We start from the raw sequence: 18,998 nt of genomic DNA, 5'->3' as shown, positions 1-18,998 counted from the left end.
GGTGGCCGGCGGGTCAGCCCTCCAGCGCCGCCTGCTGGATCGCGGTGAGGTCGGCGCAGCCCTGGACCGCGAGGTCGAGGAGGGTGTCGAGTTCGGCGCGGTCGAAGGGCTGGCCCTCGGCGGTGCCCTGGACCTCCACGAAGCGGCCGTCGCCGGTGCAGACGACGTTCATGTCGGTCTCGGCCTTGACGTCCTCCTCGTAGGCGAGGTCGAGGAGGGGCACGCCGCCGACGATGCCGACGCTGACGGCGGCGACGGTGCCGGTGAGCGGCTGGGCCTTGGCGCGGATGAGGTGGTTGTCGCGCATCCAGGCGACGGCGTCGGCCAGGGCCACGTAGGCGCCGGTGATCGCGGCGGTGCGGGTGCCGCCGTCGGCCTGCAGGACGTCGCAGTCGAGCACGATGGTGTTCTCGCCGAGCGTCTTGTAGTCGATGACGCCGCGCAGCGAGCGGCCGATGAGCCGGGAGATCTCGTGGGTGCGGCCGCCGATCTTGCCGCGGACGGATTCGCGGTCGCCGCGGTCGTTGGTGGCGCGCGGCAGCATCGCGTACTCGGCGGTGACCCAGCCCTCGCCGCTGCCCTTGCGCCATCGCGGTACGCCCTGGGTGGCGCTGGCGGTGCACAGCACGCGGGTGTCGCCGAACGACACCAGGACGGAGCCTTCGGCGTGCTTGCTCCAGCCGCGCTCGATGGTGACGGGGCGGAGCTGGTCGGGGGTGCGGCCGTCGAATCGTGACATGGGGCCGAGCCTATCCGGGTGAGGGCGGTGGCGGGCCCGGGCGGGGCGGCGGGACGCGCCGCCGGCGGGGGGAACGCGAACCGGCCGCCGTGCCCGGGGGGTGTCCCGGGTACGGCGGCCGGCTCGGAGGGTTCAGCGTGCGCTGCCCGCCGCCTCCTACATCAGGTCCTCGATGTCGGCGGCGATCGGGTCGGCGTCGGTGCCGATGACCACCTGGATCGCGTTGCCCATCTTGACGACGCCGTGGGCTCCGGCCGCCTTCAGCGCGGCCTCGTCGACGAGGCCGGGGTCCTTGACCTCGGTGCGGAGCCGGGTGATGCAGCCCTCGACCTCTTCGATGTTGTCGATTCCGCCGAGACCGGCGACGATCTTCTCAGCCTTGGTGGCCATCTGTGTGTCTCCCTGTTGCCCCTGACCCACCGGCGGGTCCGTATTGTCACGGTAACCCACGGTTGGCCCAGCTTCACGGGCGGTTGTCCGCCCGGGGGACCACCATGACGATCATGGGCGGTCCGGTCCGGGCGGGAGCGGCGGCGCCCACGCCGCCCTCAGTGGTTTAGACCACTGTAACGGACGCGGGAGCGGCCGCCACCAGGGAGGACAGCGATGAGCACGGACAGCGTGGTCGGCCCCAGCTCCGCGGCTCCCCGCAAGTCCCCGTGGTCGGTGTTCTTCCAGGGGCTGCAGAAGATGGGCCGCAGCCTCCAGCTCCCCATCGCGGTGCTGCCGGCCGCCGGCATCCTCAACCGGCTCGGCCAGGACGACGTCTTCGGCCCGACCGGGCTGGGCTGGGACCGGCTGGCGAAGGTCTTCGCGGGCGCGGGCGGCGCGCTGCTGGACGGCAGCCTCGGGCTTCCGCTGCTGTTCTGCGTGGGCGTGGCCATCGGCATGGCCAGGAAGTCCGACGGCTCGACCGCGCTGGCCGCGGTCGCCGGCTTCCTGGTCTACAACGGCGTGCTGCACGCCTTCCCCAAGGACTGCGCGGCCGGGAGCGCGTTCCAGGCGGGCGCCTGCATCGCCAAGGACAACACCGCGATCGTCGCCACGTACCAGAACCCGGGCGTCTTCGGCGGCATCGTGATGGGCCTGTCCACCGCCTACCTGTGGCAGCGCTTCCACCGCACCCGGCTCCCGGACTGGCTCGGGTTCTTCAACGGCCGCCGCCTGGTGCCGATCATCATGTCCGGGGTGGCGATCGTGTTCGCCGTGGTGTGCCTGTGGATCTGGCCCCCGATCGGCGACGGGCTGACCGCGTTCTCCAAGAAGCTGGTGGACCTCGGCTCGACCGGTTCGGGGATCTTCGGCATCGCCAACCGCGCGCTGCTCACCATCGGCCTGCACCAGTTCCTGAACACCTTCGTCTGGTTCCAGTTCGGCGACTTCACCAAGCCGGACGGCACCGTGGTGCACGGCGACATCCCGCGCTTCCTGGCCGGCGACCCCACGGCCGGCCAGTTCCAGACCGGCTTCTTCCCGATCATGATGTTCGCGCTGCCCGCCGCGGCCCTGGCCATCGCCCACACCGCCAAGCCGCACCGCCGCAAGGAGGTCTCCGGTCTGATGCTGTCGGTGGCCCTGACCTCGTTCGTCACCGGGATCACCGAGCCGATCGAGTACTCTTTCCTCTTCATCGCGCCTCTGCTGTACGCGATCCACGCGGTCCTGACCGGCGTCTCCATGGCGCTGTGCTGGGCGCTGGGGATCAAGGACGGCTTCAGCTTCTCGGCCGGGCTGATCGACTACGTCATCAACTGGAACCTGGCCACCAAGCCGTGGCTGATCCTGGTCGTGGGAGCCGGCTTCGCCGTCGTGTACTACGCGCTGTTCCGGTTCGTGATCACCGCCTTCGACCTGAAGACACCCGGGCGCGAGCCGGACGAGATCGGCGACGAGCTGGAGCGGGAGAACGTCAGGTAGTCGCCACCCGGTCCCGGTCGCGTCACGGCCGGATCACGAATCGCCACAAAGGTTGCCTGATCAGGCCGAATGTGGCGGAGGCCATACGGAATGACCCATTCCTTTACGCGGACCTGACGTGTTAAAAAGGTCTACACCACTGAGTGGTATAGACCACGGATTGGATTGTCATCTCATGAGTACGGCCACCGCCTCGGCGGCACCCGCGGCTCCCGCGAAGAAGCGGGGCTCCGGCCTGTTCCAGGGACTGCAGAAGGTCGGACGCAGCCTCCAGCTGCCGATCGCCGTCCTGCCCGCCGCAGGCATCATGGTCCGGCTCGGCGCCGACGACGTCTTCGGCAAGGACGGACTGGGCTGGGGCAAGGTCGCCACGGTCTTCGCCAACGCCGGCGGCGCCCTGACCGGCGCGCTCCCCATCCTCTTCTGCCTGGGCGTGGCCATCGGTTTCGCCAAGAAGTCGGACGGCTCCACCGCGCTCGCCGCGGTGGTCGGCTTCCTCGTCTACAGCAAGGTCCTGCAGGCGTTCCCGGTGCACGACGCGGTGATCAACACCACCGCCAACAACGGCGTCGACGTCGCGGCGGTCTACAACGACCCCGGCGTCCTCGGCGGCATCATCATGGGCCTGCTGTCGGCCGTGGTCTGGCAGCGCTTCCACCGCACCAAGCTCGTCGACTGGCTCGGCTTCTTCAACGGCCGCCGCCTGGTGCCGATCCTGATGGCCTTCGTCGGCCTGCTGGTCGGCGTCTTCTTCGGCCTGGTCTGGGAGCCGATCGGCAACGGCATCACGCACTTCGGTGACTGGATGACGGGCCTGGGCTCCGGCGGCGCGGCGATCTTCGGCGGCGTCAACCGGGCGCTGATCCCGGTCGGCATGCACCAGTTCGTCAACGCGGTGGCCTGGTTCCAGCTCGGCGACTACACCACCCCCGCCGGCACCGTGGTGCACGGCGACATCCCGCGCTTCCTGGCCGGCGACCACACCGCGGGCATGTTCCAGTCGGGCTTCTTCCCGATCATGATGTTCGGCCTGCCGGCCGCCGCCCTGGCCATGGCGCACACCGCGCGTCCCGAGCGCCGCAAGGCCGTCCTGGGCATGATGGTCTCCCTGGCGCTGACCTCGTTCGTCACCGGTGTCACCGAGCCGATCGAGTTCTCGTTCATGTTCATCGCGCCGATCCTGTACGTGATCCACGTGCTGCTGACCGCCGCGTCGATGGCCGTCACCACGGGCCTGGGCGTGCACGCCGGCTTCAACTTCTCCGCCGGCTTCATCGACTACGTGCTCAACTGGAACCACGCGACCAAGCCGTGGCTGATCATCCCGATCGGCCTGTGCTTCGCGGCGATCTACTACTTCGTGTTCCGGTTCGCGATCGTGAGGTTCAACCTCAAGACTCCCGGCCGGGAGCCCGAGGAGGAGATCGAGGACCTCACCAAGTAACGGGTGAACCAGAGAGCCCGGGACCGTCCCTGACGGTCCCGGGCTCTTCTGGCGTCCGCTCAGATCTCGTAGACCGCGCCGGCCTTGGCCAGTTCCACCGGGCCGTCGTACGCGCCCTGCGCGTCCCGCAGGCTGACCGACGGGTTGGTCCACGGCGGGATGTGGGTGAGGACCAGCCGGCCCGCCCCGGCGCGCGTCGCCGCCTGCCCGGCCTCGCGCCCGTTGAGGTGCAGGTCGGGGATGTCCTCCTTGCCGTGGGTGAAGGAGGCCTCGCACAGGAACAGGTCGGCGCCCTCGGCGAGGGTCTTCAGCGACGCGCAGGGGCCGGTGTCGCCGGAGTACGCCAGCACCGAACCGCCCTGCTCGACGCGGAAGCCGTACGCCTCCACGGGGTGGGCGACCAGGTCGGTGCTGACGGTGAACGGGCCGAGGGTGAACGACCCGGGCTTGAGGGTCCGGAAGTCGAAGACCTCGCTCATGCACTTCTCGTCCGGCACGTCGCCGTAGGCGATGCTCAGCCGCCGCTCGGTGCCGGCCGGGCCGTACACGGGGATGGCCGAGGCGGGTCCGCCGTCGTGGCGGTAGTAACGGGCCACGAAGTAGCCGCACATGTCGATGCAGTGGTCGGCGTGCAGGTGGCTGAGCAGGACGGCGTCCAGGTCGTACAGGCCGACGTGGCGCTGCAGTTCGCCGAGCGCGCCGTTGCCCATGTCGATCAGCATCCGGAAGCCGTCGGCCTCCACGAGGTAGCTGGAGCAGGCCGAGTCCGCCGACGGGAACGAACCCGAGCAGCCGACGACGGTGAGCTTCATGCCGGGAACCACCTCCGAGGGCGCGCCGCACCACCCCATTCCGGCTGGGGTGGGGGGTGGCGGGACCGTCCGCCTGTCCTGGAAGGGTAAGCGCCTCCTGTCGCCGCTGCTCCTCCGTCGTGCCCTGTTGTGGGCGGAATCACCAGGACGGGCGGGCGCCAGAACGCTCGCCCGCCCTCATTGAAACCCCGCGGCGACCGCGGCGCGAGCCGGGCCCCGATCGCGCCCGGGACCGGAGCCGGACCGGCGCCCGACCCCGACCCGGCCGCATCCGGTCAGGCCGGGTTCACGCCCACAGCTGGCCGTGCAGCGCGGCGACGGCAGCCTCGGTGGACTCCGCGGTGTAGATGCCGGTCGACAGGTACTTCCAGCCGCCGTCCGCGACGACGAACACCACGTCGGCGCGTTCCCCCGCGCGCAGCGCCTTGTTCGCCACGCCGAGCGCGGCGTGCAGCGCGGCGCCGGTCGAGATCCCGGCGAAGATGCCCTCCTGGGACAGCAGTTCACGGGTGCGGCGGACCGCGTCCTCGGAGCCGACGGAGAAGCGGGTGGTGAGCACCGTCGCGTCGTACAGCTCGGGCACGAAGCCCTCGTCGAGGTTGCGCAGCCCGTAGACGACGTCGTCGTAGCGGGGCTCGGCGGCCACGATCGCCACGCCGGGGGCCTTCTCGCGCAGGTAGCGGCCGACGCCCATGAGCGTGCCGGTGGTGCCCAGGCCCGCGACGAAGTGGGTGAGGGTCGGCAGGTCGGCGAGGATCTCCGGGCCGGTGGTGGCGTAGTGCGCGCCGGGGTTGGCGGCGTTGCCGTACTGGTAGAGCATCACCCAGTCCGGGTGTTCGGCGGCCAGTTCCTTGGCGACGCGCACCGCCGTGTTGGAGCCGCCGGCCGCCGGCGAGGAGATGATCTCGGCACCCCACATCGCGAGCAGCTCGCGCCGCTCGGAGGAGGTGTTCTCCGGCATCACGCACACGATCCGGTAGCCCTTGAGGCGGGCGGCCATCGCCAGCGAGATGCCGGTGTTGCCGGACGTGGGTTCGAGGATGGTGCAGCCGGGGGTGAGCACCCCGTCCGCCTCGGCCTGCTCGATCATGTGCAGGGCCGGGCGGTCCTTGACCGAGCCGGTGGGGTTGCGGTCCTCCAGCTTCGCCCAGACGCTCACCTCCGCGGACGGCGACAGGCGCGGGAGCCGGACCAGCGGGGTGTTGCCGACCGCGGCCAGCGGGCTGTCATAGCGCATCAGCGCGCGCCTCCGGCGACGGCGGGCAGGATCGTCACGCTGTCGCCGTCGGTGAGCTTGGTGGAGATGCCGTCGAGGAAGCGGACGTCCTCGTCGTTGAGGTAGACGTTCACGAAGCGGCGCAGCTCGCCGCCGTCGACGACGCGCTCACGCAGGCCGGCGTGCCGGCTGTCGAGGTCGGTGAAGAGCTCGTCGAGGGTGGCCCCGGCGCCCTCCACGGCCTTCTGGCCGTCGGTGTAGGTGCGGAGGATGGTCGGGATGCGGACCTCGATGGCCATGGCTGCGCTCCTGTGAGTGCGTGCGGGCGGGCGTGCGGGACGGGGTGCCGTGCGGCGGGGCGGGATGCTGCGGGACTGCGGGCGATGCGCGGTGGTGCGGGCTGCGGTGCGGTCGGCGCTGTCGTTCGGTGGTGCCGTGGTGCGGTGCTGCCGTGGCGTGGCCGGTTCCGCGCCGCGGCGGTGCGTGCCGCGGCCGGCGCGTTCAGGCGCGGGGACACGCCGCGGCCGTGCGGCGGCACAGGTCGACGTGCAGCCGCGCCACGAGCAGGGTGCCCGGCGCCTTGTCGCTCACGTCCATGAAAACCATGCGGTCATCGTATCGATTCCCCCCGGCGGCCCGAGACGGTCGTCCCAGGATCCGGGACTCAGGCGGCCGAGGCCGCGACCTCGACGGGTTCCTCGGTGACCTGGCCGTCCACGATGCGGAACGAGCGGAACTGCGGCCGGTCGCCGAACTCCTCCGCGGTGGACACCAGCACGTAGTGGGCGCCCGGCTCGTTGGCGTAGGAGATGTCGGTGCGCGAGGGGTACGCCTCGGTGGCGGTGTGCGAGTGGTAGACGATCACCGGCTCCTCGTCGCGGTCGTCCAGGTCGCGGTAGAGCCGCAGCAGGTCGGCGGAGTCGAACTCGTAGAACGTGGGCGAGCGGGCCGCGTTCAGCATCGGGACGAAGCGCTCGGGGCGGTCGCTGCCCGCCGGGCCCGCGACGATCCCGCACGCCTCGTCGGGGTGGTCGGCGCGGGCGTGCGCGACGATCTTGTCGTACAGGTCCTGGGTGATGGTCAGCATGCGGGCAACGTAACAAAGCCCGGCCGGCCGTCCCTCACAGGGCGGGCGCGTCCGCCGCCGCCCCGGGCGTGCCCGCCGCCGCGTCCGGGCCGGACGGCGCCAGGTGGGGGCGGCGGACGAACGCCGACGGGTTGCGGCGCCGCAGCCACGCGTAGCCGGCGGCCAGCGCCGCCGCCCACACCGGCGCCCCGTACAGCGAGACGCGGGCCTGGGAGTCGGCGCCGATCAGCACCACGACCAGGGCCAGGAAGGCCAGCGTGCACCAGCTGGCGGCCGCTCCCCCGGGCGCGGTGAACCACGCGGGCGCCGCCCGGCCGGCCCGCACCGCCGCCCGGTAGCGGATGTGCGCGGCCAGGATCACACCCCACGTCCACACCCCGGCGACCGTCGCGAACGCCGTGATGTAGGTGAACGCCCCTGCGGGGTCGACGTAGTTGAGCCACACGCCGAAGCCCATCACGGCGACGGAGGCGAGGATCCCGGCGGCCGGGGTGCGGCGGGCGGTCAGCCGGCCGAAGACCTTCGGGCCCTGCCCGTTGGCGGCCAGGTCGCGCAGCATCCGGCCGGTGGAGTACATGCCGGAGTTGCACGAGGACAGGGCCGCGGTGAGTACCACGAAGTTGACGATGCCGGCGCCCAGCGGGATGCCGACGCGGGCGAACGCGGCCACGAACGGGCTGACGCCGGGCCGGAAGTCGGTCCACGGCACCACGCACAGGATCACCGCGAGGGCGCCGACGTAGAACAGCGCGATCCGCCACGGCAGGGTGTTGATGGCCTTGGGCAGCGTGGTGCGCGGGTTCTGCGCCTCGCCGGCGGTGACGCCGACCAGCTCGACGGCGACGTACGCGAACATCACGATCTGCAGGGTCAGCAGCGAGCGGCCGACGCCGTGGGGGAAGAAGCCGCCCTCCCGCCACAGGTGGCCGACCGAGGCGCTGGGCCCGGCCGGGCCCAGTCCCAGGGCGAGGACACCCACGCCGATGAGGATCATCCCCAGGATCGCGGTCACCTTGATCATCGACAGCCAGAACTCGACCTCGCCGAACAGCCGCACCGAGATGAGGTTGGCGGTGAACAGGACCAGCAGGAACGCCAGGGCTGCGGTCCACTGCGGGACCTGCGGCCACCAGTAGGCGACGTAGGTGGCCGCGGCGGTCACCTCGGCCATCCCCGTCACCACCCACATCAGCCAGTACGTCCAGCCCGTGGCGAAGCCGGCGAAGGGGCCGAGGAACTCCCGTGCGTAGTCGGCGAAGGAACCGGAGACCGGGCGGTAGGTGAGCAGCTCGCCGAGCGCCCGCATGATCGCGAAGACCGCCACTCCGGCGATCGCGTACATCAGCAGCAGGCTCGGGCCGGCCTGGTGGATGGCCCGGCCGGCACCGAGGAACAGCCCGGTGCCGATGGCGCCGCCGATGGCGATCATCTGGATCTGCCGGCTGCCGAGCCCGCGCGCGTACCCCTCGTCGTCGTGCGTCATGGGCGATGCGTACCCGCGCCGGCGGCCGCCGGGCGCCGGCGTCCCCGAAGGACACCGGAAAGGCTCAGGGAAAGACCCGGGCAGACGCTCAGGAAAAGCTCAGGAAGGCCCGGGAGAGACAGGAGGGACGTCAGCCCAGCAGGCTCTCGACGAGGGACTCCTGCAGCCCGCCGAGCCACAGGTAGGCCATCACCATGGGCTTGCGCGGGTCCTCGTCGGGCAGCCGGTACAGCTCGTCGCTGTCGTCCTCGGTGACCTCCAGGCGGGTGCCGATGGTCAGCCGCAGGTCGTTGAGGCCGCCGAGCCACTGCCGGGCCTCGTCGGCGGTGAGCTTGAGGACCGGGCCGCCGGCGTCCAGCTTCCTGACCATGGCCAGCGCGTCCTCGCGCTTGCGGGCCCGCAGGTCGTTCTCGGTGAAGCGGCGGAACTCCGAGGCGTCGGCCGGCTCCTCGTACGCGTCGGGGAAGAGCCGGGCCAGCGCCGGGTCCTCCGGCGGCTTCGTCGGGCCCTCCGCGAACAGCGCGGCCAGCGGATCCGCGTCGTCGCCGGCCGGCTGCTCGCCGGGGCCGATGAGCTCCAGCAGCTGCACGGTCAGGCTGCGCAGGATGGAGATCTCGACCTCGTCGAGCGCGATGGCGGCGCCACCGCCGCGAACCGGCTCGAAGTAGCCGGCGCGGGCGCGTCGGCGGCCCATCAGCGGTCCTGCGACATGGTCGCCCACAGGCCGTAGCCGTGCATGGCCTGCACGTCGCGTTCCATTTCCTCGCGCGTGCCGCTGGAGACCACGGCCCGCCCCTTGTAGTGGACGTCCTTCATCAGTTTGGTGGCCTTGCCCTTGGAGTAGCCGAAGTACGTCTGGAAGACGTAGGTCACGTAGCTCATCAGATTGACGGGGTCGTTGTGCACCAGGGTCACCCAGGGAACGTCCGGCTCGGGAACCTGGTACGGCGCTTCGCTCGACTCCGGGCGTTCGATCTCGACAGGCGCAACACTCACGTAACCCATGCTGCCGCTCATGTGGTCCGTCGCACAAATGGCGGTCCGCGGACATCCCGCCGTGATGACCCCCAGAGAAATCGTCAGAGTGACGAGATGTGGGGTAGCATCTGCGTCATGAGCACAGCAGACCTGGGTTTGCCGGTGGACGTGCCGTCCACGGCCCTGTTCACCGACCGGTACGAGCTGACCATGCTGCAGGCCGCCCTGCGCAGTGGTGCGGCGGGCCGCCGCTCGGTCTTCGAGGCGTTCACCCGGCGGCTGCCCGACGGGCGGCGCTACGGGGTCGTGGCCGGGACCGGCCGCGTCCTGGACGCCATCGAGAACTTCCGCTTCGACGCCCCGGTACTGGACTTCCTGCGCCGCGAGGGCGTGGTCGACGAGGAGACGCTGGAGTACCTGGCCGGCTACCGCTTCACCGGCGACGTCTGGGGCTACCCCGAGGGCGAGGTCTACTTCCCCGGATCGCCGCTGCTGCGCGTCGAGGGCACCTTCGCCGAGGCGGTGGTCCTGGAGACCGTGGTGCTGTCGATCCTCAACCACGACTCGGCGATCGCCGCGGCCGCCTCCCGGATGGCGGCGGCCGCCGGCGGCCGCCCGCTGATGGAGATGGGGGCCCGGCGCACCCACGAGCTGGCCGCGGTGGCCGCCTCCCGGGCCGCCTACATCGGCGGCTTCCGCTCGTCGTCCAACCTGGCGGCCGGCTTCCGCTACGGGCTGCCGACCATCGGCACCAGCGCGCACGCGTTCACCCTGCTGCACGACACCGAGAAGGGCGCGTTCACCGCCCAGGTGGAGTCGCTGGGCCGGGACACCACGCTGCTGGTCGACACCTACGACGTGGCCACGGCGGTGCGCACCGCCGTGGAGGTCGCCGGTCCCGAGCTGGGCGCGGTCCGCATCGACTCCGGCGACCTGCTGCTCCTGGCCCACCGGGTGCGGCAGCAGCTGGACGACCTGGGCGCCGGGAAGACGAAGATCGTCGTCACCTCCGACCTGGACGAGTACGCGATCGCCTCGCTGGCCGCGGCGCCGGTCGACGCCTACGGCGTCGGCACCTCGCTGGTCACCGGCAGCGGGCACCCCACCTGCGCGATGGTCTACAAGCTGGTCGCCCGCGCCGCCTCGGACGAGCCGGACGCACCCCTGGTCCCGGTGGCGAAGAAGTCCTCGGGCGGCAAGACGAGCATCGGCGGCCGCAAGTGGGCCGCGCGCCGGCTGGACGAGGACGGCGTCGCCGAGGCGGAGGTGATCGGCAGCGGCCCGGTGCCCGAGGAGCTGCGGGACCGGCAGATGCTGGTCCCGCTGGTCAGGGGCGGCGAGATCGTCGGCCGCGAGCCGCTGGACGCGGCCCGCGCCCGGCACATCGAGGCCCGCGCGGGGCTGCCCGTGTCGGCCACCCAGCTCTCCCGCGGGGAGCCGGTCCTGCACACCGAGTACCACCTGGGATAGGGCCCGGGTCCGGTCCGGTCCGGCGGCCGCGCGGGCGGCCTTCCGGCCGGGTGGCCGGGGGCCTAGGCTCGGCCCCGAGAGGCGGGTGGAGCCCGTCGTTCCCGCCGCGGCCTCGCACCGGAGCGGCTTTCCCACCGATCACCGCCGGAAGGGCACCATGCATCGCGCACTGATCGTCGTCGACGTGCAGAACGACTTCTGCGAGGGCGGCAGCCTCCCCGTGTCCGGCGGTGCCGACGTGGCCGCCGCGATCACCGACCTGATCGGCGAGGCGTCCGGGGCCGGCGCGTACCGGCACGTGGTGGCCACCCGCGACCACCACATCGACCCGGGCGCGCACTTCTCGGCGCAGCCGGACTTCGTGCACTCCTGGCCGCGGCACTGCGTGGCCGGCACGGAGGGAGTGGGCTTCCACCCGAACTTCGCGCCCGCGGTCGCCTCCGGCGCGATCGACGCGGTCTTCGACAAGGGCGCGCACGCCGCCGCCTACAGCGGTTTCGAGGGGCGCGACGAGAACGACGAGTCGCTGGCCGGCTGGCTGCGCGACCGGGACGTCACCGAGGTGGACGTGGTGGGCATCGCCACCGACCACTGCGTGCGGGCGACCGCGCTGGACGCGGCCCGCGAGGGCTTCGCCACCCGGGTGCTGCTCGAGCTGACCGCGGGCGTCGCGCCCGGCACCACCGAGCAGGCGCTGACCGACCTGAAGGCCGCGGGCGTGGCGCTCGACGGGGAGCCGATCGTCCGGGCCTAGGGTCCGTCCGCCGCCCGGGCACGGCCGACGGGCCCAGGTGCGCCGAGGGCGTCAGGGCAGCGGGCCGGCCACCCGGCTCAGCGCCGTTATCGGGTGCCAGGGGTCGGCCGTGCGCGCGCGGTAGTCGCGCCAGATCAGGCCGTCGGGATGGTGCAGCACCGCGGTGATCTCGTCGGGCGTGGGCGGCTCGGCGTTGCCGCTGAGCCGCGCGCCGCGGAATCCGAGGTTGCTCAGCCGGGTCAGCGCCCGCTGCCGGTTCAGGGCGTGGACGACCACCCGCACGGTGTGGTCGGCGTAGCCGGGCTGCGGAAGCGCCAGGGCGACGATCACCGTGCCGCTCGGGAGCTTGGTGAAACCGCCGACGGCCATGGGGCCATCTAAGGCGCTTCGGCCGCCGCCCACCAGAGGACGACGGCCGAACGCCGGATCAACGCAGGTCGAACGGCATGTGACCTGCCAGGTGCATGATCAGCGGTGGCTCGGTCCGACCTGCACGGTCATCGTGGAGCCGTTCAGTGCCTCGTTCAGGATGGTGATCCTGGTGTTGGTGTCCGGGACCTGGACGCCGCCGGTCGGGTTGGCGCTGTCCCAGTAGTGCCCGGCGTGGTCGTCGAAGACCGGGGCGCCGGACTTGGCCGGGACCTTCGCCGCCACACCGTTGGCGTGGAGGGTGAAGCCGTCGGTCGGGTACCAGCTGAACGGGGAGTCGTACGCCTGGATGCGGTTGCGCATGAGCGAGCCGTCGGCCCACTTCTCCGCCTTGGCGTGCGCGTCCACCGGCAGGATCTGGCCGCTGCCGGGATGGATGCCGACGTTGTTGTCCGGCTGCGAGGTGTCCCACAGCCAGACCAGCAGGCCGTTCTGGTACGGGTAGTGCTCGACCCAGTCGGGCCTGGTGGTGCCGAACCCGAAGTTGTACGGGCCGGTGCGCAGCGTGGTGTCGTAGCTGACGTACTGCCGGTTCTCGGCGAGGTAGAACTCGGGGTAGTCGTTGGTGAACGACCCGCCGATCCGCGAGAAGCCCTTGGCCGTCCAGCCGTTGTCGCCGTTCTCCGCGCCGTCGCTGACCACGGTCGCGCCGTCGGCGGTCACGGTGATCGCGTCGGCCGCGAAGCCCTTCTGCGCCACGCCGCCGTCCGTCAGGTAGCGGAACCGCAGCTGGATCTGCTTGCCGGCGTACGCGTCCAGCGGGAACGTCAGGTCCTCGTAGGCGCCGGAGGTGCCGGTGAGCGCCGGCACGTCGCCGCCGTCACGCGGGAGCGACGCGCCGTTGGCGGTGCCGTCCAGCGCGGTCCAGGTGGCGCCGCCGTCGGCGGACACCTCGGTGTAGAGGAAGTCGTAGTTCTCCTCGATGTCCCACCAGCCCTTGAGCTTCAGGGACGCCGTGGTGGCACCGGAGAGGTCGACCGGGCGGGTCAGGGTGTTGGCCAGGTTGTCGCCCATGCCGCTCCACCACTGCGCGGCGCCCTCGGCCGGCGCGGCGATGGTGGTGGTGACCGCCTTGTCGGGCAGCTGCACGACCAGCGCCTGCTTGTCCTTGGTGTTGTACTCGGCGACGCCCAGCTTGGCGGTGGAGCGCGTGCCTGCCTTGGCGGTCGCGTAGTTGAGCCAGCCCAGCTGCAGCTTGTCCCAGGCGCTCATGTCGTCGGGCAGGTCACCGATGGCGTCCTTGCCGGTGCCCATCCACGAGCCGGAGGACATCAGCGACCAGAAGCCGACGCTGGACTCGCCCGCGTAGGTGGTGTCGTACTCGTCGGGCAGGCCCAGGTCGTGGCCGTACTCGTGGGCGAACACGCCCAGCCCGCCGTTCTCCGGCTGGAGGGTGTAGTCGCCGACCCAGACGCCGGTGTCGCCGATCTGCGTGCCGCCGGCCTTGTTGTCCGCCGGGCCGGTGCGGCCGGCGTCCGTGCCGTACGCGTACCAGCGGTGCGCCCACAGCGCGTCGGCGCCCTGCGCGCCGCCGCCCGCGGACTCGTCCTCGCCGGCGTGCACGATCTGGAAGTGGTCGATGTACCCGTCGGGCTCGTTGAAGTTGCCGTCGCCGTCGTAGTCGTAGCGGTCCCACTGGTCGTACTGGGACAGGTCCGCCTTGATCTGGGCGTCGGTGCGGCCCTGGGCCTTCTGGTCGGCGACGTACGCGGTCGTCGCGTCGCGGATCAGGTCCCAGGCGCTGGCGCAGGTGGACGCGCCGCAGTAGTTGGAGCCGTAACGGGCCTCGTTCCAGGGCACCTTGACCCAGGCGGCGACCTGGCCGTCCACCGAGTAGCGGCCCGAGGACTGCTTCTCGTAGTACTTCGCGAGGGACTCCTTGCCCGCCGCGTGCGAGAAGTACAGGTCCTGGAAGTGCTGCTGGTTGTAGTCGGCCTGCCAGGCGGTCGAGTTGTCGTTCGCCCGGTCCGGCGCGGCGATGGTGTTGTGCGCCGGTCCCGCCGTGCCGCCGTACTTGGTGACCGGCGGCTTCGGCCCGTCGGGGCCGTCCGGGTCGTACTGCGTGGTGCTGTCCACCGTGTCGCCGAACTCGGCGAGGATGGTGAAGATCTTGTCGGTCCGCTCCCGGCCGAGCTCGACGTACTTGCTCTTCTTGCCCTTGCCGCCGCCGAGTTGGACGACCTGGGAGCCGTCGCGCTGCTGCACGCTCGCCTCGCCGGACACCACCTGCTGCAGGGCCGCGCTGTGCTCCGCGGCCTGCTGCTTGGTGAACGGGCCCGGCAGGTCGTGCGGTTCGCCGGCCGCCGGGTCGTGCGTGGCCGCCGCCTGGCCGGCGGTACCGGCCCGGTCCGGAGCCGCGGCGTACGCACCCGCGGCGGTGACGGCGGGTACGCCGAGCACGGCTATCGCGAGGGCCAGCGCGGCGGGTTGGGTGATCCTGCGCCGATTCTTCAAGATTCCTTGACCTCCCCTTGAGGGAAGCCATTGCACCGGAGTGACGACCGAAAAACCAGATCTTGACTTGCACATGAACCTGACAGTACGTTTGCCGGTTTCCGGGTACCGGCACCCCGCTCAGCGGACGGCACCAACGGCCGTGCGCGGAGCGCGCGTTGAGGGACCGGTCACATGTGCGACCCCGTGCGCCCCCCTGTGCACCGCACCGAAGGTAAGGTGACGCTTACCGGGCATCGGGCCGGGGCATCCGAACGGTGGGAGTCAGCTCCTGAGAGCTCGTCAGTCCGTGCGTTCCCGTCAGTGCCCGCCGGTGAACCCCCGCACCGGCGTACCCCCGAGGACGGATCCCTCATGCCACGACCCACGATCGCGCAGGTCGCCTACGGTTCCCTGACCGTCGTCCTGACCACGGTGGCGCTCCTGCTGGCCACCGACGCCCGCTCCGGGGCCGCCGTCGCGGGCCTGGCCGCGGCCGGGCTCCTGGCCGGGCTGCTCATGGCGACGGCGCTGGCCCCCCGCGGCCGCCGCGCCGGCGCCGCTGCCGCGGCCACCGCCCACGTGCCGGCCGCGGACCCCACGGCCGGGCGCGAGCCGGTGGCGGCCGGGATGTCGGTGCCGCGCGCCCGCGTCTCCCCGTCCGCCGAGCGCCGGGTCACCGCGCACTCCCTGCGCCGCTGAGAGCCGCCGGCGGCCGGTTCCCGGTGCCCGGCGGCCCTCAGCGGCGCAGCCCCCCGACACGCCTACAGGGCGGCCACGACCACGGTCCTGGCCGCCTTGTCGTGCAGGCACTGCCGGTAGGGCCGGTCCCACAGGCACCACAGCGCGTTCAGCAGCCAGAACAGCGGGCCGACCAGCACCACCGTGAGCACGCCGGGCAGCGCGTAGACCGCCGCCCGGGTCCAGCCCGCGGAGCCCGGCACGTCGCCGTCGGACAGCCGCGCGGCGCGGATGCGCACCGCCATCTTTCCCAGTGTCTGCCCGCGGGCGGCCGTCATGCCGCCCTCGTACGCGAAGTACAGGACAAACATCAGGATGCCGACCAGGACCTGCCTGCCGTACGGGACGTCGTCCGGGTGCCGTACGCCGCCGCCGAGGAGCGCGCCGGACACCACCGCGTCGATCACCACCAGCACCCCGGTGTCGACCACCCGGGCCAGGAAGCGCTGCGCGGGCGTGGCGAGCGGGGCCATCCCCGCCGGTGGGTCAGCGGTCATGGCTGATGAGTAAATCAGCCGTCCGGGTGACGGTACAGGGTGCCGGCAGCCCTCCCGGCGCACCGTCAGGTCGCGTCGACCACCACGGTCTTCGCCGCCTTGTCCTGCAGGCCCTGCTTGTACGGCTTGTCGAACAGCACCGTGAGCCCGATGATCACGAACCACACGCAGCTGCAGCAGAACGCCGGCAGCCACAGGATCGCGGCGCGCACCGCGGACGCGTTCTGGGTGGGCACGTTGCCGTTCTCGAGCATCGCCGCGCGCAGGCCCATCAGCCGCTTCCCCAGCGTCTGCCCGGTGGCACGGGTCATCAGGAACTCGTACAGGAAGCCGATCCCGGCCGTGAACACCCCGCCGACCGCCGACCGCCCGGCGGTGAAGTCGTCGTTCTGCAGGCCCACCGCGGCCCAGTCCAGCAGGAACGACGGGATGAGCACGATGATGATGTCGATGATCCGGGCGAACAGCCGCCTGCCGCCCGGCGCCAGCGGCGGCATCCCCGCCAGCGGGTCCTGGCCGCCGTACGGGCCGCCCTCGTACGGGTTCTGACCGGACGGCGGCCCCTGGCCGTAGGGCCCGCCGGGACCGCCACCGTACGGGCCGCCGGAACCGCCGGGACCGCCACCGTACGGGCCGCTGTCGCCGCCGTAGGGACCCCCGCCGCCGGGAGGCGGAGCACCGTGGGGGCCCGAGTAGGGATTGCCGGGCGGCGGCTGGTTCGGGGGCTGGTTCGGCGGTTCGTTCGGGGGCTGGTCGGGGGGCGGCTGGTCGGTGCTCATGCCCCGAGTGAAACCCGGGCCCGGGACGCCCGCCCGCCGCGAGGCCCGTTCGGGGTACGGCGCGGGGGGCCGTCAGTCGCCGGCGACGAAGGTCCTGGCTGCCTTGTCGTGGAGGCCCTGCTTCCAGGGCCGGTCGAACAGGCCCCACGCGCTCGCCAGCAGGCCGACGACGGTCAGGTCGAACAGCGTGCGCGTCGCCCAGCGGCGCAGGCTCACCCCGAACCCGGGCGGCAGCTGCGAGTCGATGTCCAGCACCCTGAGCCCGACGAGTTTCTTGCCGAGGGTACGGCCCCACCTGGCGTTCGGCAGTACTTCCAGCAGCAGCCCGGCCACGAGCAGCACGCCGACGACGGCGGCCAGTTCGGCGCCTGTCGTGCCGTCCAGCAGCCACACCTTCACGGTCTCCCCGGTCAGCTTCGCCTGGTCGACCTTGTCCTTGGCGTGGTGGTAGGCCGCCGTCCCCAGCGGGACCGCGGCCGCACCGGTGAGCGCGGCGAGCAGCACACCGTCGATCACCCGGGCGGCGAACCGCCGCACCAGCCCGCCCGGCCGGTCCTGCCGCTGCGACGCCCCGAACGGGTCGCTGGGCACCGGCCGCCACGGCGGCTGCGCCAGGTCGTGCACCTGCGCGGCCCACGGAGCGGCCGGCCGCTCGGCGGCGGCGCCCTGACCGGACCGGGCCGGCTGTGCGGAGGGGCCGGCCTGCTCGGGCCACTCCTGCGGCACGGACTGCGGCTGGACCTGGTGCGGGACGGCGGGCACGGCGGGCGGCGACGGCTGCGCCGCCTGGGCGTGCTGTGCGGGCCGGGCGGACGGTGCGGAGGGCGCCGCGGAGGCGGCCTGCGCGGACCCGGCGGCGGGGGCGGCCTGCCCGGCCTGGGGCTCCTGCGCGGCGGACTGGGTGCCGCGGCCGGCGGCTGCCGCCTGCTCGGCACCCCAGGAGATGCGCGGCAGTTGCGTCCCCGGCCGGTCCATCGACGGCCACGCGGGCGCGCCGCCCTGCCCGTCCGCGGCACGCGGGTCGGGCGCGGCACCGCCCGGTGCGCCGCCCTGCGCCGGCACGCCGGGCCCGGAGTCGGACCGGGGTGCCCGCGGGTCCTCGTCGAGGAACATCGGCCCGGACTCGTCGGCGGCCCGGTCAGCGTCCGGGCGCGCGGGTGCCGCCGGCGGACCGGGCACGGAACCCGCGGCGGCGGGCCACGCGGTGGCCGCCGCGGCACCGGAGCCGCCGGCCGCCTGCTCCGGCGTGGTGTCGAGCGGCGCGGGCCGGCTGGTTCCGGGCACCCAGGCCGAACCGTTCCAGTAGCGGATGTAGTTCGGGATCGACGGGTCCGGGTAGTAGCCCGGAGCCGGGGACGGGGAGGACGGCGACGGTGAAGAACCGGAGGAGCCAGAAGGTGGTGCGCTCATGGTTCACGGTTTCCGTATCTGCTCGGCCGGGGGTGTGCGTCCACATCTACCAGACCCGCGCACGCGGCGGGCCCACCGTGCCGGACACGGCTGGGGATGACGCGGACGACGCGCCCACCGGGGCGGACGGGGCGTCGGTTCGTCCTTACCCTCATGGCCCTCCCGCTGCCCAAGGTTCGGGAAATTTGAAGCGAATCACGGCAACCCGCGTAATGGTGGGAGAGGCACGCGCTCTCTTCCAGGTGCAGGGCCCCGTGAGCGGACCGGCCCGGGGCCATCGCGCCGAGGGAAAGGACGTCGACAGATGCAGACCGTGGTGGAACGCGAACTCGAAATGCAGCTCGTGCTGTCACCGGAGCGCAGCATTCCGGTACCGGCCCGGCTCGCCTATCGCGCGGACGACCCGTACGCCGTGCACATCACCTTCCACGTGGGGTCGGACACGCCGGTGAACTGGACGTTCGCCCGCGAGCTGATCGTGGAGGGGGTGTTCCGGCCGTGCGGGCACGGCGACGTGCGGATCTGGCCGACCAAGGTCAACGGCCACAGCGTGATCTGCCTGGCGCTCAGCTCCCCGGACGGCGACGCGCTGCTGGAGGCGCCGTCGTCACCGGTGGCCGCCTGGCTGGAGCGCACGCTGCGGATCGTCGCGCCGGGCACCGAGCACGAGCAGCTCGGCATGGACGACGGGCTCAGCCGGTTGCTGGCCCCGGTCGCCGGGGACGAGTTGTGGCTGAGCGACCCGTGGACCACCGGCACCGACGACACCCCGGACGCGAGTGCGTAGCGCGGGAGGAGCGGCGCAGGGC

At 72.3% G+C, this 18,998-nt stretch carries 20 protein-coding genes; 6 read left to right on the top strand and 14 right to left on the bottom strand.

The features are described from left to right. Nucleotides 1–13: 13 nt before the first annotated feature. Nucleotides 14–739, bottom strand: coding sequence for a ribonuclease PH (gene rph, locus BMW99_RS09145; RefSeq protein WP_075016587.1), 726 nt, complete (start codon nt 737–739; stop codon nt 14–16). A gap of 156 nt (nt 740–895) precedes the next feature. Continuing rightward, complete coding sequence (locus tag BMW99_RS09140; protein ID WP_075016586.1) at nt 896–1,129, bottom strand: glucose PTS transporter subunit EIIB; 234 nt, start codon at nt 1,127–1,129, stop codon at nt 896–898. A 216-nt stretch (nt 1,130–1,345) separates the two neighbouring features. Here BMW99_RS09140 and BMW99_RS09135 point away from each other — a divergent pair, with 216 nt between their 5' ends. Both BMW99_RS09135 and BMW99_RS09130 read left to right on the top strand, forming a co-directional pair. Next, on the top strand, nt 1,346–2,656 hold the full coding sequence (locus tag BMW99_RS09135) for a PTS transporter subunit EIIC (RefSeq protein ID WP_075016585.1): 1,311 nt from the start codon (nt 1,346–1,348) through the stop codon (nt 2,654–2,656). A 175-nt stretch (nt 2,657–2,831) separates the two neighbouring features. After that, nucleotides 2,832–4,100 carry a PTS transporter subunit EIIC gene (locus tag BMW99_RS09130; protein ID WP_069464084.1) on the top strand — a complete coding sequence of 423 codons (1,269 nt, stop codon included), beginning with the start codon at nt 2,832–2,834 and terminating at the stop codon, nt 4,098–4,100. 59 nt (nt 4,101–4,159) lie between these two features. Here BMW99_RS09130 and BMW99_RS09125 read toward each other — a convergent pair whose 3' ends face one another. The 7 genes from BMW99_RS09125 to clpS form a co-directional block, all read right to left on the bottom strand. Next, nucleotides 4,160–4,912, bottom strand: a complete 753-nt coding sequence (locus BMW99_RS09125; RefSeq protein WP_069464085.1) for an MBL fold metallo-hydrolase — start codon at nt 4,910–4,912, stop codon at nt 4,160–4,162. A 286-nt stretch (nt 4,913–5,198) separates the two neighbouring features. Next, nucleotides 5,199–6,149, bottom strand: coding sequence for a PLP-dependent cysteine synthase family protein (locus BMW99_RS09120; RefSeq protein WP_069464086.1), 951 nt, complete (start codon nt 6,147–6,149; stop codon nt 5,199–5,201). Beyond that, on the bottom strand, nt 6,149–6,427 hold the full coding sequence (locus BMW99_RS09115; RefSeq protein WP_069464087.1) for a MoaD/ThiS family protein: 279 nt from the start codon (nt 6,425–6,427) through the stop codon (nt 6,149–6,151). The genes BMW99_RS09120 and BMW99_RS09115 overlap by 1 nt, the downstream gene beginning before the upstream one ends. A gap of 365 nt (nt 6,428–6,792) precedes the next feature. Beyond that, the gene (locus BMW99_RS09110) at nt 6,793–7,215 is read right to left on the bottom strand and encodes a Mov34/MPN/PAD-1 family protein (RefSeq protein WP_069464088.1); all 423 of its coding nucleotides are present in this window, start codon (nt 7,213–7,215) and stop codon (nt 6,793–6,795) included. Between the two features lie 34 nt (nt 7,216–7,249). Continuing rightward, nucleotides 7,250–8,698: an amino acid permease gene (locus tag BMW99_RS09105; RefSeq protein ID WP_079138501.1), complete on the bottom strand. Its 1,449-nt coding sequence runs from the start codon at nt 8,696–8,698 to the stop codon at nt 7,250–7,252. Between the two features lie 130 nt (nt 8,699–8,828). Further along, nucleotides 8,829–9,392, bottom strand: coding sequence for a DUF2017 domain-containing protein (locus BMW99_RS09100; RefSeq protein WP_069464089.1), 564 nt, complete (start codon nt 9,390–9,392; stop codon nt 8,829–8,831). Continuing rightward, nucleotides 9,392–9,703, bottom strand: coding sequence for an ATP-dependent Clp protease adapter ClpS (gene clpS / locus BMW99_RS09095; protein WP_069464090.1), 312 nt, complete (start codon nt 9,701–9,703; stop codon nt 9,392–9,394). The genes BMW99_RS09100 and clpS overlap by 1 nt, the downstream gene beginning before the upstream one ends. Nucleotides 9,704–9,811: 108 nt before the next feature. On the opposite strand from clpS, the gene BMW99_RS09090 reads away from it, so the two are divergent. Together BMW99_RS09090 and BMW99_RS09085 are read left to right on the top strand one after the other, a co-directional pair. After that, the gene (locus BMW99_RS09090) at nt 9,812–11,146 is read left to right on the top strand and encodes a nicotinate phosphoribosyltransferase (protein ID WP_075016584.1); all 1,335 of its coding nucleotides are present in this window, start codon (nt 9,812–9,814) and stop codon (nt 11,144–11,146) included. 157 nt (nt 11,147–11,303) lie between these two features. After that, entirely contained in the window at nt 11,304–11,900 is a 597-nt protein-coding gene (locus BMW99_RS09085; protein WP_069464095.1) for an isochorismatase family protein, read from the top strand. A gap of 51 nt (nt 11,901–11,951) precedes the next feature. Here the strand turns inward: BMW99_RS09085 and BMW99_RS09080 are convergent, their stop codons facing one another. Together BMW99_RS09080 and BMW99_RS09075 are read right to left on the bottom strand one after the other, a co-directional pair. After that, nucleotides 11,952–12,269 carry a hypothetical protein gene (locus BMW99_RS09080; protein ID WP_069464091.1) on the bottom strand — a complete coding sequence of 106 codons (318 nt, stop codon included), beginning with the start codon at nt 12,267–12,269 and terminating at the stop codon, nt 11,952–11,954. A gap of 99 nt (nt 12,270–12,368) precedes the next feature. Continuing rightward, nucleotides 12,369–14,783 carry an immune inhibitor A domain-containing protein gene (locus tag BMW99_RS09075; RefSeq protein WP_245791314.1) on the bottom strand — a complete coding sequence of 805 codons (2,415 nt, stop codon included), beginning with the start codon at nt 14,781–14,783 and terminating at the stop codon, nt 12,369–12,371. Between the two features lie 354 nt (nt 14,784–15,137). Here BMW99_RS09075 and BMW99_RS09070 point away from each other — a divergent pair, with 354 nt between their 5' ends. Next, the gene (locus tag BMW99_RS09070; protein ID WP_069464092.1) at nt 15,138–15,464 is read left to right on the top strand and encodes a hypothetical protein; all 327 of its coding nucleotides are present in this window, start codon (nt 15,138–15,140) and stop codon (nt 15,462–15,464) included. A 62-nt stretch (nt 15,465–15,526) separates the two neighbouring features. Here the strand turns inward: BMW99_RS09070 and BMW99_RS09065 are convergent, their stop codons facing one another. The 3 genes from BMW99_RS09065 to BMW99_RS09055 all read right to left on the bottom strand — a co-directional run bounded on the left by BMW99_RS09065 (nt 15,527) and on the right by BMW99_RS09055 (nt 18,189). Next, nucleotides 15,527–16,000 carry an RDD family protein gene (locus BMW99_RS09065; protein ID WP_075016583.1) on the bottom strand — a complete coding sequence of 158 codons (474 nt, stop codon included), beginning with the start codon at nt 15,998–16,000 and terminating at the stop codon, nt 15,527–15,529. A gap of 65 nt (nt 16,001–16,065) precedes the next feature. Then, complete coding sequence (locus BMW99_RS09060) at nt 16,066–16,779, bottom strand: RDD family protein (protein ID WP_075016582.1); 714 nt, start codon at nt 16,777–16,779, stop codon at nt 16,066–16,068. A 72-nt stretch (nt 16,780–16,851) separates the two neighbouring features. Further along, nucleotides 16,852–18,189, bottom strand: coding sequence for an RDD family protein (locus tag BMW99_RS09055; RefSeq protein WP_075016581.1), 1,338 nt, complete (start codon nt 18,187–18,189; stop codon nt 16,852–16,854). 304 nt (nt 18,190–18,493) lie between these two features. Here BMW99_RS09055 and BMW99_RS09050 point away from each other — a divergent pair, with 304 nt between their 5' ends. Next, complete coding sequence (locus BMW99_RS09050; protein ID WP_069463848.1) at nt 18,494–18,976, top strand: SsgA family sporulation/cell division regulator; 483 nt, start codon at nt 18,494–18,496, stop codon at nt 18,974–18,976. Nucleotides 18,977–18,998 lie beyond the last annotated feature (22 nt).

The sequence above is a fragment of the Actinacidiphila rubida genome, assembly GCF_900110255.1.
Taxonomy (GTDB): domain Bacteria; phylum Actinomycetota; class Actinomycetes; order Streptomycetales; family Streptomycetaceae; genus Actinacidiphila; species Actinacidiphila rubida.
Note: the sequence above shows the minus strand (reverse complement) of the source record. Positions and strands in the feature narration are given on the sequence as shown.

What these genes read in the sequence shown, in the direction of transcription:
- rph (WP_075016587.1), bottom strand. Translation starts at nt 739, where the DNA reads ATGTCACGATTCGACGGCCGCACCCCCGACCAGCTCCGCCCCGTCACC.
- BMW99_RS09130 (WP_069464084.1), top strand. Translation starts at nt 2,832, where the DNA reads ATGAGTACGGCCACCGCCTCGGCGGCACCCGCGGCTCCCGCGAAGAAG.
- BMW99_RS09065 (WP_075016583.1), bottom strand. Translation starts at nt 16,000, where the DNA reads ATGACCGCTGACCCACCGGCGGGGATGGCCCCGCTCGCCACGCCCGCG.
- BMW99_RS09115 (WP_069464087.1), bottom strand. Translation starts at nt 6,427, where the DNA reads ATGGCCATCGAGGTCCGCATCCCGACCATCCTCCGCACCTACACCGAC.
- BMW99_RS09055 (WP_075016581.1), bottom strand. Translation starts at nt 18,189, where the DNA reads ATGAGCGCACCACCTTCTGGCTCCTCCGGTTCTTCACCGTCGCCGTCC.
- BMW99_RS09110 (WP_069464088.1), bottom strand. Translation starts at nt 7,215, where the DNA reads ATGCTGACCATCACCCAGGACCTGTACGACAAGATCGTCGCGCACGCC.
- clpS (WP_069464090.1), bottom strand. Translation starts at nt 9,703, where the DNA reads ATGGGTTACGTGAGTGTTGCGCCTGTCGAGATCGAACGCCCGGAGTCG.
- BMW99_RS09135 (WP_075016585.1), top strand. Translation starts at nt 1,346, where the DNA reads ATGAGCACGGACAGCGTGGTCGGCCCCAGCTCCGCGGCTCCCCGCAAG.
- BMW99_RS09140 (WP_075016586.1), bottom strand. Translation starts at nt 1,129, where the DNA reads ATGGCCACCAAGGCTGAGAAGATCGTCGCCGGTCTCGGCGGAATCGAC.
- BMW99_RS09090 (WP_075016584.1), top strand. Translation starts at nt 9,812, where the DNA reads ATGAGCACAGCAGACCTGGGTTTGCCGGTGGACGTGCCGTCCACGGCC.
- BMW99_RS09120 (WP_069464086.1), bottom strand. Translation starts at nt 6,149, where the DNA reads ATGCGCTATGACAGCCCGCTGGCCGCGGTCGGCAACACCCCGCTGGTC.
- BMW99_RS09125 (WP_069464085.1), bottom strand. Translation starts at nt 4,912, where the DNA reads ATGAAGCTCACCGTCGTCGGCTGCTCGGGTTCGTTCCCGTCGGCGGAC.
- BMW99_RS09100 (WP_069464089.1), bottom strand. Translation starts at nt 9,392, where the DNA reads ATGGGCCGCCGACGCGCCCGCGCCGGCTACTTCGAGCCGGTTCGCGGC.
- BMW99_RS09060 (WP_075016582.1), bottom strand. Translation starts at nt 16,779, where the DNA reads ATGAGCACCGACCAGCCGCCCCCCGACCAGCCCCCGAACGAACCGCCG.
- BMW99_RS09070 (WP_069464092.1), top strand. Translation starts at nt 15,138, where the DNA reads ATGCCACGACCCACGATCGCGCAGGTCGCCTACGGTTCCCTGACCGTC.
- BMW99_RS09050 (WP_069463848.1), top strand. Translation starts at nt 18,494, where the DNA reads ATGCAGACCGTGGTGGAACGCGAACTCGAAATGCAGCTCGTGCTGTCA.
- BMW99_RS09105 (WP_079138501.1), bottom strand. Translation starts at nt 8,698, where the DNA reads ATGACGCACGACGACGAGGGGTACGCGCGCGGGCTCGGCAGCCGGCAG.
- BMW99_RS09085 (WP_069464095.1), top strand. Translation starts at nt 11,304, where the DNA reads ATGCATCGCGCACTGATCGTCGTCGACGTGCAGAACGACTTCTGCGAG.
- BMW99_RS09080 (WP_069464091.1), bottom strand. Translation starts at nt 12,269, where the DNA reads ATGGCCGTCGGCGGTTTCACCAAGCTCCCGAGCGGCACGGTGATCGTC.